This is a genomic window from Arthrobacter sp. B1I2 (assembly GCF_030816485.1).
In the GTDB taxonomy this organism is placed as follows: Bacteria; Actinomycetota; Actinomycetes; order Actinomycetales; family Micrococcaceae; genus Arthrobacter.
This window is the reverse complement of the sequence record NZ_JAUSYC010000001.1, coordinates 2,561,411-2,575,746: the sequence shown is the minus strand read 5'-3', so window position 1 is coordinate 2,575,746 and position 14,336 is coordinate 2,561,411. Positions and strand designations below refer to the sequence as shown.

The window sequence follows — 14,336 nt, the reverse complement described above, 5'->3', positions numbered from 1 at the left end:
CCCAAAGGGCCCTTTTCCTTTGTAGCCACTAGTGAATAATTTCACAAAGGCATTTCCCAGAAATGGAGCAACTGATCAGCATGGATTGGCGTAACCGCGCAGCGTGCCTCGAAAAGGACCCGGAACTGTTCTTCCCCGTCGGGAATACGGGACCAGCCCTCCTGCAGATCGAGGAAGCCAAGAGCGTTTGCCGCCGGTGCCCGGTCGTAGACACCTGCCTGCAGTGGGCCCTCGAGTCCGGCCAGGACGCCGGCGTCTGGGGCGGCATGAGCGAAGACGAGCGCCGTGCCCTCAAGCGGCGCGCGGCCCGCGCCCGCCGCGCCTCCTAGGAAAGCCCAGCACCGGCGGTCGGCAGAGGTCGAAGTAACCGGACGACAGAGGCCCCGGGACAATCCAGATTGGATTGTCCCGGGGCCTCTGTCTATTTTACCTTGCGATCCCGGCCGGCGGGTCCCGGGGCCGGGACCGCCGCCTACTTCCCTTCCAGGCTGAGCCGGATCTTGACCTCGGTCCCCCCGCCCTCGCGGCGCTCCCAGGTAATGGTGCCGCCCAGCTCGCTGGTGACAAGCGTCCGCACAATTTGAAGGCCGAGCCCCTCAACGTGTGGGGTCTGCGGAAGCCCCACACCGTCGTCGGCAATGGTGACGGTCAACTCTTCGCCGTCGTCCCCTTCGGACCGATCGGCAAGAAGCCAGACTGTTCCTGCCCTTCCCTCAAGCCCGTGCTCCACGGCGTTGGTCACCAGTTCGTTAATGACCAGGGCGAGCGGGGTGGCGAGGTCACTCGGGAGTTCACCGAACGTGCCGGAGCGTTCGGTCCTGACCTGCTGGGAGGGGGAAGCCACCTCGGCGGACAGACGGAACTGGCGCCCGATCAGTTCGTCGAAATCAACACTCTGCGTCAGGCCCTGCGACAACGTTTCGTGAACCAGCGCAATCGTGGCCACCCGCCGCATCGCCTGCTCCAGGCCCTGCTTGGCCTCATCGCTGACCATGCGCCTGGACTGCATCCGCAATAGCGCGGCCACGGTCTGAAGATTGTTCTTGACCCTGTGGTGGATCTCCCGGATAGTGGCGTCCTTGGTCACCAGTTCCATCTCACGCCGGCGCAGCTCGGAGACGTCTCGGCAGAGAACCAGCGCACCGAACCGCTGCTGTTCGTCCCGGAGCGGAATGGCCCGGAGAGACAGGCTGACCCCGCGGGACTCGATCTCACTGCGCCAGGGCATGCGCCCGGTGACCACCAGTGGCAGGGTCTCATCGACCATGCGCCGGTCCTTGAGCAGGCCGGCGGTGACTTCGGCGAGCGAGCGTCCTTCCAGGGATTCGCCGTCACCCAGGCGCCTGAAGGCTGAAACTCCGTTCGGACTGGCGTACTGCACCACGCCATCGGCGTCCAGCCTGATAAGCCCATCCCCCACGCGGGGAGCACCCCGGCGGGAACCGGTAGGTGAGGCAAAGTCCGGCCACAACCCCAGCGTGCCCATCCGCAGGAGGTCGTAGGCGCACTGGCGGTAGGTGAGTTCCAGCCGGGACGGCATCCGCGAGCTGGAGAGGTCCATGTGGGTGGTGACCACGGCAAGGGTCCGGCCGTTGCGGACCATGGGGACGGCCTCCACCCGCAGCGCCATTTCGCTGTTCCAGTTCGTCTCGCTGGACCGCTCAATGGACCGTGAATTCCAGGCCTTGTCTACAAGCGGCTGCAGGTCGGACCGGATTCCCTCGCCCACAAAGTCGCTGTGGAAGGCCGTGTGCGTGGTCGAGGGGCGCACGTGTGCCAGGGCGATATAGCCAAGGTCCGGGTGGGGGAACCAGAGCGCCAGGTCGGCGAACGCGAGGTCCGCGACCATCTGCCAGTCCCCCACCAGGAGGTGCAGCCATTCGGCATCGCCCGGCCCGAAATCAGCGTGTTCCCTGATGGGGTCCGTAAAGATTGCCACTGCACCTCCAATTGCGACGCCGGATTGCTAGCGTCGGACGATTGACCTCAAGAGCCTCAATGCTACCGACAGTGAAGCCATGTCGTCGGCCTCCAGGGCATTCACCTCATCAAACATGCTCTTTGCCCTGCCCAATTGCTCGGCATTCTGTGCCTCCCAATCCTTGAGCCGTGCATCGGATGAGTCCCCGCCAGACGTGGCGTCCAGCACCGCCGTCGTCATATCCGACACCGTTGAGTACAGGTCATCACGCAAGGCCGCCCGTGCCAGCGCCTGCCACCGGTCCTGCCGGGGCAGGCTGCTGATCCGCTCCAGCAGCGAATCTGCATGGAAGCGGTTGAACACCGTGTAGTAAACGGCGGCGATCTCCTCGACCCGGTCTTTCCGTGACCGGGCAATCTTGGCGATGTCCAGCAGCACAAAGCTCTCGAACAACTCGGCCCAGCGCAGGGCAAGGCCTTCGGGGAGTTCCCACTCGCGGCCCTTCGCCAGCCACTCCGCCACCCGCTCGCGGTCATCGCCGCGCAGGTAGTCCAGCAGCCGGGCCCGCATCGGATCCATGAGCGGCTTGAATTCGGCCACCACGTCAGCGATGGGGCGTGTAACGCTCTCCTGGCTCAACAACCACCGGACCGCCCGGTCCAGCAGCCGGCGGATGTCCAGGTGGACGGTGCTCCAGTGCTCCGTGGGGAACGAGGCGGGCAGGCTGTTCAGCTCCGCCACCATCGCATCGAGTTCGTACACCTCGCGCAGTGCTACGAAAGCCTTGGCGACGGCCACTTCGCTGGCGGAGGTCTCCTCCATGACGCGGAAGGCGAAGGTGATCCCGCCAAGGTTGATCATGTCGTTGGCCACCACCGTGGCGATGATCTCCCGGCGCAGGGGGTGCGTGTCCAGCTCCGCGTCAAAGCGTTCGCGCAGCTGATGCGGGAAGTAGGAACGCAGCGTCTGCCGGAACCAGGGGTCGTCGGCAAGGTCGCTGTCCCGCAGCGCCGATGCCAGCTCAATCTTGGCGTAGGCGGCCAGCACCGACAGCTCCGGAGACGTCAGACCCTGCCCCTGCTGCAGGCGGTCCCGCAGCGTCGCCGTGGTGGGCAGCGCCTCCAGGTCCCGGTTCAGATCCGCGCTCTTCTCCAGCCAGTCCATGAGCCGCTCGTAACTCGGGCTCCACTCCGCCACCCGGGTCCGGTCGTTCAGGAGCAGGATGTTCTGGTCGATGTTGTCTTCGAGGACCAGCCGGCCCACCTCATCAGTCATGGAGGCCAGGAAGTCGGCCCGTTCCCCGGCAGCCAGCTTGCCGGCCGCGACCATCCGGTCCACGAAGATCTTGATGTTCACCTCGTGGTCGGAGCAGTCCACGCCGGCCGAGTTGTCGATCGCGTCCGTGTTGAGAATGACGCCCTGCAAAGCTGCCTCGATCCGGCCGCGCTGGGTCATGCCCAGGTTGCCGCCTTCGCCCACCACCTTGACCCGCAGGTCCCGGCCGTCCACGCGGATCGCATCGTTGGCTTTATCCCCCACCGATGCGTTGGATTCCGAGCTCGCCTTGACGTAGGTTCCGATCCCGCCGTTGTAGAGAAGGTCGGCAGGTGCCAGCAGGATGGCACGCAGCAGCTCGGGAGGGCTGAGTTCGGTGGTGTCCGCCGGGAGCCCCAAGGCGGCACGCACCTGCGTGGACACGGGAATGGACTTGGCCTGCCGGGCGAAGACCCCGCCGCCTTCGCTGATCAGCGATTTGTCGTAGTCGTCCCACGAGGACCTGGGCAGCTCGAACAGCCTCTGCCGCTCCACGAATGAGGATTCCTCGTCCGGGTTGGGGTCCAGGAAGATGTGCCGGTGGTCGAATGCGGCAAGCAGGCGGATGTGCCGGGACAGGAGCATCCCGTTGCCGAACACGTCGCCTGACATGTCCCCCACGCCCACCACGGTGAACGGCTCGGTCTGCGTATCCAGGTCCAGCTCACTGAAGTGCCGCTTCACCGATTCCCAGGCTCCCCGTGCCGTGATGCCCATGGCTTTGTGGTCGTAACCCACGGAGCCGCCGGAGGCGAATGCGTCGCCCAGCCAGAATCCGTACTCCGCGGAGAGGCCGTTGGCGATGTCCGAAAAAGTAGCCGTTCCCTTGTCCGCCGCGACCACAAGATAGGAGTCGTCGTCGTCATGTCTGATAACGTCCGACGGCGGCACGAGCCGCTCGCGGTCGCCTTCAGTATGAAGGTTGTCAGTAAGATCCAGCAGCCCCCGGATGAAGGTCTTGTAGCTCTCGACGCCTTCAGCCATCCAGGCCGCGCGGTCCGTGGAGGGATCGGGAAGCTGCTTGGCGAAGAAGCCGCCCTTTGCGCCGGTGGGCACAATAACGGCGTTCTTGACCGTTTGCGCCTTCACCAGGCCCAGGACCTCTGTCCGGAAATCCTCCCGCCGGTCGGACCACCGGAGACCGCCACGCGCCACCTTGCCAAACCGAAGGTGCACGCCCTCCACCCGTGGCGAGTACACCCAGATCTCGAACATCGGCCGCGGGAACGGCAGGCCTTCGATCCCGGACGGATTCAGCTTGAAGCTCAGGTGCGGCTTGTCCTGGTAGAAGTTGGTACGAAGGGTGCCCTCAATGAGGTTGACGAAGGTGCGCAGCACACGGTCGGCATCAAGGGTTGCGACCTTCTCGATGGATACCGCCAGCTGCTGCCGCACTGACGCCTGTGCCTCAGACCGCCCTTCCTCGGTCAGTGCCGGATCAAAGCGGGCGGCAAAGAGAGCTGTGAGGCCTCTTGTCACGTCCGGGTTCGCCAGGAGGGTGTCCGCCATGAAGCCGAAGGAGCTGCTGTTGCCCATCTGGCGCATGTAACGGGCATAGGCGCGCAGTACTGTAATCTGCCGCCAGTGCAGGCCCTCCCTTAACACCAGGCGGTCAAAGCTGTCCGATTCGGCAGCGCCGGTCACAGCCGCGCCAAAGGATTCGGCAAGGAGCTCTCCCGTGGACACCGGGTCCACGCCGGCCGGATACTTCAACCCCAGGTCATAAAGGAAGAAGTCCCGGTGGTCCGCCGTTTCGATTTCAAACGGGCGTTCGTCCAGGACCTCGAGCCCGAGGTTGTGGAAGTAGGGAAGGATCTGGCTGAGGCTCTTGGGCTCCAGCATGTATAGCTTGACCCGGGCATCCTCCTCAAGGGTGGCGCCGGCCCCTTCGGGAAGGTACACGTGAACACCGGGCCGGTCCTGATGCGCGCCGGTACTCCGCTCCGCCGCAGCCCCGTACTTCTCGAAACGCGCGATATCCTCCAGCGCGTCCTCGACCTCGTAGTCCACCCGGTAGCCCGCAGGAAACGCCTCGGCCCAAATAGCGGCGAGTTCCTTGGCCTCGGTCGCGTCCCGCCCCTCACGCAGGACTTCCGCGATGCCTTCACTCCAGGACCTGGCAGCCCGGACCAGCCGCTTCTCAAGCTCATCGCTGTTGACGTTGCTGACGTCGGCGTCCTTGGGCAGCCGGATTCGGAAGAACAAACGTGCCAGCGCCGACTCGGTCATGCGGGCTTCGTAGTCGATCGAGACGGCTTCGAACGTTTCCCGCAGTTCCTGTTCGATGCGGAGCCTGACATTGGTGGTGTAACGGTCGCGGGGCAGGTAGACGACGGCGGACATGAACCGGCCGTAGATGTCAGGCCTCAGGAACAGGCGGGTGCGCCGCCGTTCCTGCAGTTTCTGGATTCCGAGCGCGGTTGCGGCGAGGTCGGGGATTTCGATCTGGAAGAGTTCGTCGCGGGGGTAGGTTTCCAGAATTCCCAGGAGGTCCTTGCCGGAGTGCGAGTCGGGCGGGAAGCCTGCGCTCTGCAGCACAGCGTCCACCTTCTCCCGGACAATGGGAATGTCCCGGACGGAGCCGGCATAGGCACTGGTGGCGAAGAGTCCAATGAACCGGCGCTCGCCGTTGACATTACCCGCGGCGTCGAAGCTCTTGATGCCGATGTAGTCCAGGTAGGCCGAGCGGTGCACCGTTGAACGTGAATTGGCTTTGGTGATGACAAGGGCGCGCTTTTCCCGCGCCTTCTTGCGGCCGGTGTCAGTGAGGTGCTGGATGTGGGGGGAGTCGGCTGCGGCGCGCAGCAGGCCGAGACCGCTGTCTTCGCGCAGTTCGAGGACGTCTTCGCCATCAACGTTGAGCAGATCGTACTCACGGTAGCCAAGGAAGGTGAAGTTTCCGTCGTCAAGCCACCGCAGCAGGTCCTTGGCCTGCCGCAGTTCGGCAATCTGTGCGGGATTGGCCACCCGGTCCAGGCTTTCGGCGATTTCCAGTGCCTTTTGGCGCATTTTGGGCCAGTCCTCGACGGCGGCCCGCACGTCTTTCAACACCCGGGTAAGGCCATCGAGCAGTGCCTTCTTCGCTTCATCCGAGACGCGGTGGATTTCGACGGCGATCCACGACTCCATGTGCGAGGCGTTTTCGCCCTGGGCAATGAGGTGGGAAAGGTTAGGCATTGCCGCAGTGTCCCCGCTTGATATGCCAAGGTGCGCCGGAACCCTGTTGACCTTGACCAGTTCACCGCTTTCCCGGTTCCTCGTGGCCACGAAGAGCGGGTGGACAACGAGTTTGATGGCCGCGTGCTGCCGGACGAGTTCCGCGTTCACCGAATCAACAAGAAACGGCATGTCATCGGTGACAACGAGAATGACGCTGCTGTCCTCTTCGTCGATGATCGAGATTTTTGCCTGTCCGGGCTGCCGTGCGGATGCTGCCCGGCGGTGCTCCCCCGCCCGGGCCTCCAGGACATCTCGGGGGTAGCTTCGGGCATCTTCCTCAGCCAGGTGCTGGTAGTAGTCCCCCATGAAGCCTCCAAGGCCTTCAATGGAGAGGGGCTGGTCCTCCACACTGGATCCAGACGACATCGACAACGCCTCCATCAGAGATATCCGCCGCACCGTTGCAGCTCTTATGGCGAGCCTAGTCCTTTGATCTTCGCCGCGGTGTGGAAGAAATTACAGACCATTTGGGTTTTCGCTGGTCGGGTGCACAAACCAGGTCCCGGATGGCGCGGCGGAGAGTCGACTCTGGGGACGCTTCAAGCAGCAGCGAACCTGCCAGGAGGGCCGCATCGGCGGCTGCGGGGTCGTAAGGGAGGAACGCTTTAAGTGCGGAGGCGGGGCCATACCTTTCCCAGGCGTCCCTCAGCTGGCGCTCCGGGGCCCTCCCCACAGAGGAGGAACGCACCTTGTTCATGACGACAGTGGGTGACGCCTGTGGCACCGCACCTTCCAGCTCGGCAAGTGCGCGTACCATCCGCGGTACGCCTACAGGATCAGCAGCGCCAATGGCGTAGACCGTGTCAGCCAGTTCCAGCGGGCGCAGTGTCGACGCATTTCGTCGCGGGGCCATGGTGTCGAAGCTCAGTTCCTCGTCCGCTTCCAGGCAGAAGCCGGTGTCCACCACCACCACATCGGCAATTTGCCGGGCCCGCTCGAGGACCAGCGCCAAGGCAGGGGCGCGGAGCTCTGTCCATCGATCTGCCCGGGTAGTGCCCGTCAGCACCCGGAACGTACCGGCCCTGGTGGCGACCGTCGCAGCCACCTTCCTCAGTGCGTCTGCGTCCAGCAGGCCCTGGTCGGCAAGCCTGCACGCCTGGGCCAGTCCGGCTGACTCATCCAGGAGACCCAGCACTGCCGCCACGCTGGCACCGTACGTGTCGGCGTCGACCAGCAGGACCGCCCGGCCGTCGGCCGCCAGTTCCCCGGCGATGTTCACCGCGACCGTGGTCCTTCCCGGAGCTCCGGCGGGACCCCAGACAACGATGATCTTTCCGGTCCCGTGCCCCTCGGCGTCAGGTTCCGGCACAACGGGATCTGTTGCCAGCGCAGCCCCGCAATCCGCGTCCGCGCTCAGGCTGGCGGGCCGAACCGCGCCACTCAGCTGGGCGACGGCATCCGCTATCCTGTCCGAAAGCTCCGTGGACGCAACCCCCGTAAGGGCAGAGGCAACCCCTATTTTGCGGAGCCTGGCTGCCTCCTCCGCATCATCGGTCAGCGCAACGATTGCCACACCCACAGCCCCAAGGCGGTCGACGAAGGAAGCAGTCAGCCCTTCGGAACCATCAGCCACTACAGCGGCCCTGGCCAGTCCGCTCTGGCAGGCAGCAAGCAGCTCGGGAAGTTCAGCGCACCTCCGAACCACCGTGACCGGGCCATGCAGTCTTTCGAGGCCACCCACCAGGTCCTCGCGGCTCTGGCCTACGGTGACAACGGGGATGCTCATCGGGCGCCACCCGGATTCCACACCACGGATATCTTGGCCTCATTGGCCTGGGCGCCCAGCAGCGCAGGCATCTGCTTGTCCTCCACAAGGACCATCAGCACGGTAGTCTTTGACGACCCAAGGGCGGTGGAGCCAGTGGTGACCTCAGCGATTTCCGCACCGGGAAGAATGAGTTTGGGCTCGCTGAATCCATTCTTGGCGTCCGGCTGGGCAACCCAGACGTCCACCCGGGCGCCGGCAACTGCCTGTGACGGCAAGGTCTGCTCGATGCTGAGGGCAACGGGCTTCCGGTCCAACTGGTCCACCTCACCAAGGCTTGCCCTGGGGACCAACTGGTCCTTTGCGATCCTTTGCGTAGCGACAACGCCCTGGGGCAGACTGGCCTCGACCGTGATGTAATGCTGCTCGGTGTCGCCCAGCCGGACCTTGGCGCGGACCACATTCTCCGGCGTCAGGCGCTCTCCAACAGCAATGCCATCCCGCGCCGCGTAGACCTCCGTGGTGCGGTCAGCACTTCCAACAAGGAAAATGACTCCCGCAACGGACACCAGGACCAGGAGAATACCCACCAGCAGCCGCGGGTCCTTCCACGACGGACGCTTAAGCCGTGCTGCAGTGGCACTCGATTCAGGAACCATACCGTTCTCCCCCATGGACATACCGGACCTGCCCGCTGTGGCCGGACTCCTCATTGTTACCGCAAGGCCCGGGGAACAAAAGTCATTTACGTAAATCACTCCAAACTGTGGATAACGGACGCAAACTGTGCCCTGTGGTGGCAAAATGGGTGCATGCCCAGGTTCCTAACGCTCGCAGACGTCGCGGAGCAGCTCCAGATCAACTCTCCTGCCGCCTACGCCCTGGTCCGCAGCGGTGAGCTGAAGGCCATCCAGGTGGGTGGCCGGGGGCAGTGGCGGGTTGAAGAGAAAATGCTGGAGCAGTACATCGAGGAACGCTATGCCGAGGCCAGCCGCATGATCAAGGAATCACGTTCCAAGTCTGTTTGACGCAGCTAGATTCCGCCGGCCTTGTGCGACCTGATTATGGCCAGCGCCGTGAAAGGTATGGCTGATACCTGGCCAACGCTTTGGCTCCTCCGCGCCTCGCCTGGGATGACTGTGGCCAGGTCGAAGTAATCCCTGCCCACCCGGTCGATAACGCCGGCCACCCGCACGCCTCCGCCTCCACCGCCAATCGTCACCGATAATTCTGCCCGGTCGCGGGCCAGTCCACGCAGGGCATGAGCCAGACCGATCGAACGGCGGACCGGTGAGTTCTCCGCCCGCGCGTGCCTGCCCAGCCCTACATACCGGGCTGCCGCCGAGTAGGGAATGAGCACTTGGTACTGGTCTTCATCCAGGACCAGCGCGTCCGCTCCGGCATGCTTCAATTCCCCGTGCACCGATTCGCCGCAGATGAGGTGGACGCCGATCCTGTATCCGACCGCTGCGCGCAGCCTGTCCTCAAGGGGCAGGCTCACCATTTCGGCCCGCGTCCGCTCATTGATCTCCGTTTCGAGCGCCAGGCGATCGGCCTCCGCGAGCTGGCTTTCCATGTCATTGAACAGTGCATCCCAGCGCATTCCGCCAGCGTAGGGCCCCCCGGCAGGGCCGTCAACGTGCCCACCTTTTTCATTCCAACGTATGGACAAATACTTCAAAGGCGGTCCAGACTGATTCAAGCAGCATCAAACAGCGTCAAATGACATCAAAGGAAATCTAATGGCGTACTTCGGGGGGAAGCGGTGGTCCGATGCCGTTACGGCGCTCGCCTTGCTGGCGTTGGGAATTTTGCTCTGCTTCCTCGGAGCGGGCCTGCTCGCGCAATGGCAGGAATCCACTGCACGCCACCAGGACACATCGATGGAAGTCCTCCTGGCAGCCGCCACCGCAGCTGCAGGTATTGGCCTTTTGCTTTGGTGGGCTTTTTCCATCCTGAGTGCCTCAGCAGCGGTTCTACTGGAACGCCTTGGACGACGCCGGGCTGCGGCGGCAGCCCGAAGGCTGTCACCCGCATTCATGCAGCGGGCAGTGGTTGCCGCACTCTCGATGCAACTCATGGCAGGCGCCGCTGCAAATGCGTCCGCAATCACGCCAGGGCCCGAGTGGACGCCAACACAGGACTACTCGTCGTCGGCGCCGTCACATTCTGCAGCCCCGGAAAATGCCCAACAGCATACGGCGGGGCATGGCCCATACGACACGCACGTCCCAACCCGGCCGCTTCCAGCGGAAGCACCATTACCCGCTCCCGACGGCCAGGCGCCGCCCTGGGAATCCGGCAGCCAGCCACCCGCCATCACTCTCAGCCCGGGATGGCAGCCTGCTCGCCCTGTGGTGGATCCCGGCTTGCTGGCCGCACCGGAGGCCAGGACCACGGCCGGGTCCGAGATGGGCGGACGTGACACGCACGGGCAGGTGAAGGCAGTGACCGTACTCGCCGGCGACACGTTATGGGACATCGTAGCTACCTACCTGGGACCGGACGCATCGGACGTGGACATAGCTCTTGAATGGCCGCGGTGGTACGCAGCGAACCGGGCGCTGATCGGGGGGTGTCCGGATGTCCTGCTTCCAGGCCAGATACTCCAGGCTCCGGCAGCGTGACGGCCGGTTCCATTATCTTGCCGGGCCGGCCTTGCCCTCTGGTCCACCCGCCATCCGCCATCCGCTATCCGCCATCCGGTGCATGCCATCACCAATCGCGCCCGGCCACCCGGACCACCAGCAAATCCAACCAAGGGGAACAACATGACCGCAGTGACACCTGCCCTGGCCGCCCAGGGGCCGGCCGCCAACACCCGGCAAGGAGGGAGCAGCATCGAAAATGCCCGGCCTGCATCAGCGACCCCACTGGGCCAATCCCCCGGGACGAACACACCATCCCTGCGGCCCGTCAGCGAGGCTGCCGAGGTCAGGGCCATTACCCGCGGGACGGTGCAAGCTTCCATGGAAGTCCTGGCCGGAATCCGCCCGCTCCACCAGTTGGCGCGGCGCCTGGATCCGCGCTGCCTGGCATCATTGCAGCACCGGGCAGCGCTGATCCGGCGGGAACTCACCAGGACGGGCAATCCTGCTTTGGCCCGGCTCCATCGGAATTCGACAGTCCGCTCCGTACGGGTCTGTGAGGTTGCGGACGGGATCTATGAGGCCACTGCTGTGGTGGTGGACGATGTCCGCGCCCGTGCCGTTGCTGTCCGGCTGGAGCGCAGCAAGCAGGTGTGGCGGATCGTTGAACTCGTCATCGGCTGACCCCTTGCAAGCAGGTACGAACCAGGACACGGGGCAGACGACATGCAAGGAGGGCAGGGACGCGTGCGCCCCTGCCCTCCTGCCGCCGCCAGCGGCTGTCTACAACTGTTCTGCTAGCGCTTTTTCTTCTTCGCGGGGCGTTTGGTTGCATCCTGGGCGGCTGCCTTGGCGGGGTTGCCGGAGCGTCCGCCTCCGGACTGGGTTTCCACGCGGGTCTGGGTTTCGCCGCTCTCACTGGGAGCCGTGTACTGCAGCTGCGCCGGCCTCTCGGGGGCCTCAAGGCCAGCGGCGTGAACCTGCGGGTCAACGTGCTCTGTGTGGCCCCCGGCAGCGTCCGGCACTACGACATCCTGGGCGGGGGTTACTTCAACCTCAAGGTTGAAGAGGAAACCGACGCTTTCCTCCCGGATGGCTTCCATCATGCTTTGGAACATGGCGAAACCCTCGCGCTGGTACTCCACCAGCGGATCGCGCTGCGCCATGGCGCGCAGGCCAATGCCTTCCTTGAGATAGTCCATCTCGTACAGGTGTTCCTGCCACTTGCGGCCAATGACGGAAAGGACCACCCTGCGCTCGAGCTCGCGCATGCTTTCGGAGCCGATGACCTCCTCACGGGCCTGATATACCAGGCGGGCGTCGGAGAGAATCTCCTCCTTCAGCAGCTCCACCGTCACCCCGGGCTTGCCGCCCGCTTCTTCGATGATGTCTTCAGCCGTGACGCTGACCGGGTAGAGCGTCTTGAGATTTGTCCACAGCTGGTGGAAGTCCCAGTCGTCGCCGTTCCCTTCGGCGGTTGCGGCATCGATCAGGGCCGTGATGGTGTCCTCAATGAAGAACTGCACCTTCTCGTGCAGGTCGTCGCCTTCCAGGATGCGCCGGCGGTCGCTGTAGATGGCTTCGCGCTGGCGGTTGAGGACGTCGTCGTACTTAAGCACGTTCTTGCGCTGCTCGGCGTTACGGCCTTCCACCTGTCCCTGGGCAGAAGCGATGGCACGCGACACAAGTTTTGACTCCAGCGCGACGTCGTCCGGGACTGAGCTGTTCATCAGCCGTTCCGCAGCTCCGGAGTTGAAGAGCCGCATGAGGTCATCCGTCAGCGAGAGATAGAACCTGGATTCGCCGGGGTCACCCTGGCGGCCGGAACGTCCGCGGAGCTGGTTGTCGATGCGGCGCGATTCGTGGCGCTCGGTGCCCAGGACGTAGAGGCCCCCGAGATCCAGGACTTCCTCGTGTTCGTCCTTCACGGACTGCTTTGCAGCTTCAAGCGCCGCCGGCCAGGCTGCTTCGTATTCTTCCGAGTTCTCCTCCGGGTCCAGCCCGCGCTGGGCGAGTTCGGCGACGGCGGTGAACTCGGCGTTGCCGCCCAGCATGATGTCCGTGCCGCGGCCGGCCATGTTGGTGGCCACGGTGACAGCGCCCTTCCGGCCGGCCTGGGCAACAATGGCAGCTTCCCGGGCATGGTTCTTGGCGTTCAGGACCTCGTGGCGGATGCCTTCCTTGGCGAGCAGCTTGGACAGGTACTCGCTCTTCTCCACGCTGGTGGTGCCCACGAGGACCGGCTGGCCTTTTTCGTGCCGTTCGGCGATATCGCGCACCACGGCGTCGAACTTTACAACCTCGTTCTTGAACACGAGGTCCGACTGGTCGATCCGCTGCATGTCCCGGTTGGTGGGGATGGCCACAACACCCAGCTTGTAGGTGCTCATGAACTCGGCCGCCTCAGTCTCGGCGGTACCGGTCATGCCTGAAAGCTTGCTGTACATGCGGAAGTAGTTCTGCAGCGTCACGGTGGCCAGGGTCTGGTTTTCCGCTTTGATCTCGACGCCTTCCTTGGCCTCGATCGCCTGGTGCATGCCCTCGTTGTAGCGCCGGCCGGCCAGGATGCGGCCGGTGTGCTCGTCAACGATCAGGACCTCGCCGTCCAGGATGACGTAGTCCTTGTCCCGCTTGAACAGCTCCTTGGCCTTGATGGCGTTGTTCAGGAACCCGATCAGCGGGGTGTTTGCGGATTCGTACAGGTTGGAGATGCCAAGGTAGTCCTCGACCTTTTCGATCCCGCTCTCCAGGACGCCCACCGTGCGCTTCTTTTCATCGACTTCGTAGTCCTTCCCGGGCTGCAGCCGGAGCACCACTTTGGCGAATTCGCTGTACCAGCGGTTGGTGTCCCCCTGCGCCGGTCCGGAGATGATCAGCGGCGTGCGGGCCTCGTCGATAAGGATGGAGTCAACTTCGTCGACGATGGCGAAGTTGTGGCCGCGCTGGACCAATTCGTTTCGGTCCCAGGCCATGTTGTCGCGCAGGTAATCGAACCCGAACTCGTTGTTGGTTCCATAGGTGATGTCGGCGGCGTACTGCTGGCGGCGTACGGAGGGGTCCTGGTTGGCAAGGATGACGCCGCTGGTCAGGCCAAGGAAGCGGTAGACGCGGCCCATGAGTTCGGACTGGTATTCGGCGAGGTAGTCGTTAACCGTGACCACGTGGACGCCCTTGCCGGTGAGGGCATTCAGGTAGGCGGGAGCGGTCGCCACCAGGGTCTTGCCTTCACCGGTCTTCATTTCAGCGATGTTGCCCAGATGCAGGGCAGCGCCGCCCATCAGCTGGACATCGAAGTGGCGCATGCCCAAGGTCCGCGAGGATGCTTCGCGCACGGCGGCAAAGGCCTCCGGAAGCAGGTCCTCGAGCTTTTCGCCGTCCCCGTGGCGTTCGCGGAGGCGGTCAGTCTCCTCGCGCAGCTCGGCGTCGGTAAATGTCTTGAACGAGTCTTCGAGGGCGTTGATGGAGTCGGCATAGTTCCGCAGCTGCCGGAGTGTTTTCTTGTCACCCGTGCGGAGAATTTTTTCGATAAGTGATGCCACGTGAAGATGCTCCCAGTCTCATGCCGCCGAATTCTGGCGTGTTCAGTCTA

At 64.1% G+C, this 14,336-nt stretch carries 10 protein-coding genes; 4 read left to right on the top strand and 6 right to left on the bottom strand.

Going from position 1 to position 14,336, the window contains the following annotated elements:
- The first annotated feature begins 80 nt into the window (after positions 1-80).
- Entirely contained in the window at positions 81-329 is a 249-nt protein-coding gene (locus tag QFZ57_RS12030) for a WhiB family transcriptional regulator (RefSeq protein ID WP_015937605.1), read from the top strand.
- 143 nt (positions 330-472) lie between these two features.
- Here QFZ57_RS12030 and QFZ57_RS12025 read toward each other — a convergent pair whose 3' ends face one another.
- Genes QFZ57_RS12025 through QFZ57_RS12010 form a run of 4 tightly spaced genes read right to left on the bottom strand, consistent with a single transcriptional unit; the run spans position 473 to position 8,818 of the window.
- A complete protein-coding gene (locus QFZ57_RS12025) occupies positions 473-1,939 on the bottom strand; it encodes a sensor histidine kinase (protein WP_306630653.1) in 1,467 nt (488 codons plus the stop codon).
- Between the two features lie 27 nt (positions 1,940-1,966).
- Complete coding sequence (locus tag QFZ57_RS12020) at positions 1,967-6,820, bottom strand: NAD-glutamate dehydrogenase (protein ID WP_306900429.1); 4,854 nt, start codon at positions 6,818-6,820, stop codon at positions 1,967-1,969.
- Between the two features lie 55 nt (positions 6,821-6,875).
- Positions 6,876-8,180: an AAA family ATPase gene (locus QFZ57_RS12015; protein ID WP_306900427.1), complete on the bottom strand. Its 1,305-nt coding sequence runs from the start codon at positions 8,178-8,180 to the stop codon at positions 6,876-6,878.
- Positions 8,177-8,818 carry an SAF domain-containing protein gene (locus tag QFZ57_RS12010; protein WP_306900425.1) on the bottom strand — a complete coding sequence of 214 codons (642 nt, stop codon included), beginning with the start codon at positions 8,816-8,818 and terminating at the stop codon, positions 8,177-8,179. Before QFZ57_RS12010 ends, QFZ57_RS12015 begins: the two co-directional genes overlap by 4 nt.
- 153 nt (positions 8,819-8,971) lie before the next feature.
- Between QFZ57_RS12010 and QFZ57_RS12005 the strand changes: the two genes are divergently transcribed.
- Entirely contained in the window at positions 8,972-9,187 is a 216-nt protein-coding gene (locus QFZ57_RS12005) for a helix-turn-helix domain-containing protein (RefSeq protein ID WP_306630649.1), read from the top strand.
- Between the two features lie 5 nt (positions 9,188-9,192).
- On the opposite strand, the gene QFZ57_RS12000 is transcribed toward QFZ57_RS12005, so the two are convergent.
- Positions 9,193-9,762 (bottom strand): hypothetical protein, encoded by a 570-nt coding sequence (locus QFZ57_RS12000; RefSeq protein WP_306900420.1) that lies wholly within the window; start codon positions 9,760-9,762, stop codon positions 9,193-9,195.
- 139 nt (positions 9,763-9,901) lie between these two features.
- Between QFZ57_RS12000 and QFZ57_RS11995 the strand changes: the two genes are divergently transcribed.
- Positions 9,902-10,786, top strand: coding sequence for a LysM peptidoglycan-binding domain-containing protein (locus tag QFZ57_RS11995; RefSeq protein WP_306900417.1), 885 nt, complete (start codon positions 9,902-9,904; stop codon positions 10,784-10,786).
- A 144-nt stretch (positions 10,787-10,930) separates the two neighbouring features.
- On the top strand, positions 10,931-11,431 hold the full coding sequence (locus tag QFZ57_RS11990; RefSeq protein WP_306630646.1) for an Rv3235 family protein: 501 nt from the start codon (positions 10,931-10,933) through the stop codon (positions 11,429-11,431).
- 113 nt (positions 11,432-11,544) lie between these two features.
- On the opposite strand, the gene secA is transcribed toward QFZ57_RS11990, so the two are convergent.
- Positions 11,545-14,286, bottom strand: coding sequence for a preprotein translocase subunit SecA (secA, locus tag QFZ57_RS11985; protein WP_306630645.1), 2,742 nt, complete (start codon positions 14,284-14,286; stop codon positions 11,545-11,547).
- Positions 14,287-14,336 lie beyond the last annotated feature (50 nt).

Coding starts and splice junctions, on each gene's coding strand:
- QFZ57_RS12030 (WP_015937605.1), top strand. CDS start 81: ATGGATTGGCGTAACCGCGCAGCGTGCCTCGAAAAGGACCCGGAACTG.
- QFZ57_RS12020 (WP_306900429.1), bottom strand. CDS start 6,820: ATGTCGTCTGGATCCAGTGTGGAGGACCAGCCCCTCTCCATTGAAGGC.
- QFZ57_RS12015 (WP_306900427.1), bottom strand. CDS start 8,180: ATGAGCATCCCCGTTGTCACCGTAGGCCAGAGCCGCGAGGACCTGGTG.
- QFZ57_RS12010 (WP_306900425.1), bottom strand. CDS start 8,818: ATGGTTCCTGAATCGAGTGCCACTGCAGCACGGCTTAAGCGTCCGTCG.
- QFZ57_RS12005 (WP_306630649.1), top strand. CDS start 8,972: ATGCCCAGGTTCCTAACGCTCGCAGACGTCGCGGAGCAGCTCCAGATC.
- QFZ57_RS12000 (WP_306900420.1), bottom strand. CDS start 9,762: ATGCGCTGGGATGCACTGTTCAATGACATGGAAAGCCAGCTCGCGGAG.
- QFZ57_RS11995 (WP_306900417.1), top strand. CDS start 9,902: ATGGCGTACTTCGGGGGGAAGCGGTGGTCCGATGCCGTTACGGCGCTC.
- QFZ57_RS11990 (WP_306630646.1), top strand. CDS start 10,931: ATGACCGCAGTGACACCTGCCCTGGCCGCCCAGGGGCCGGCCGCCAAC.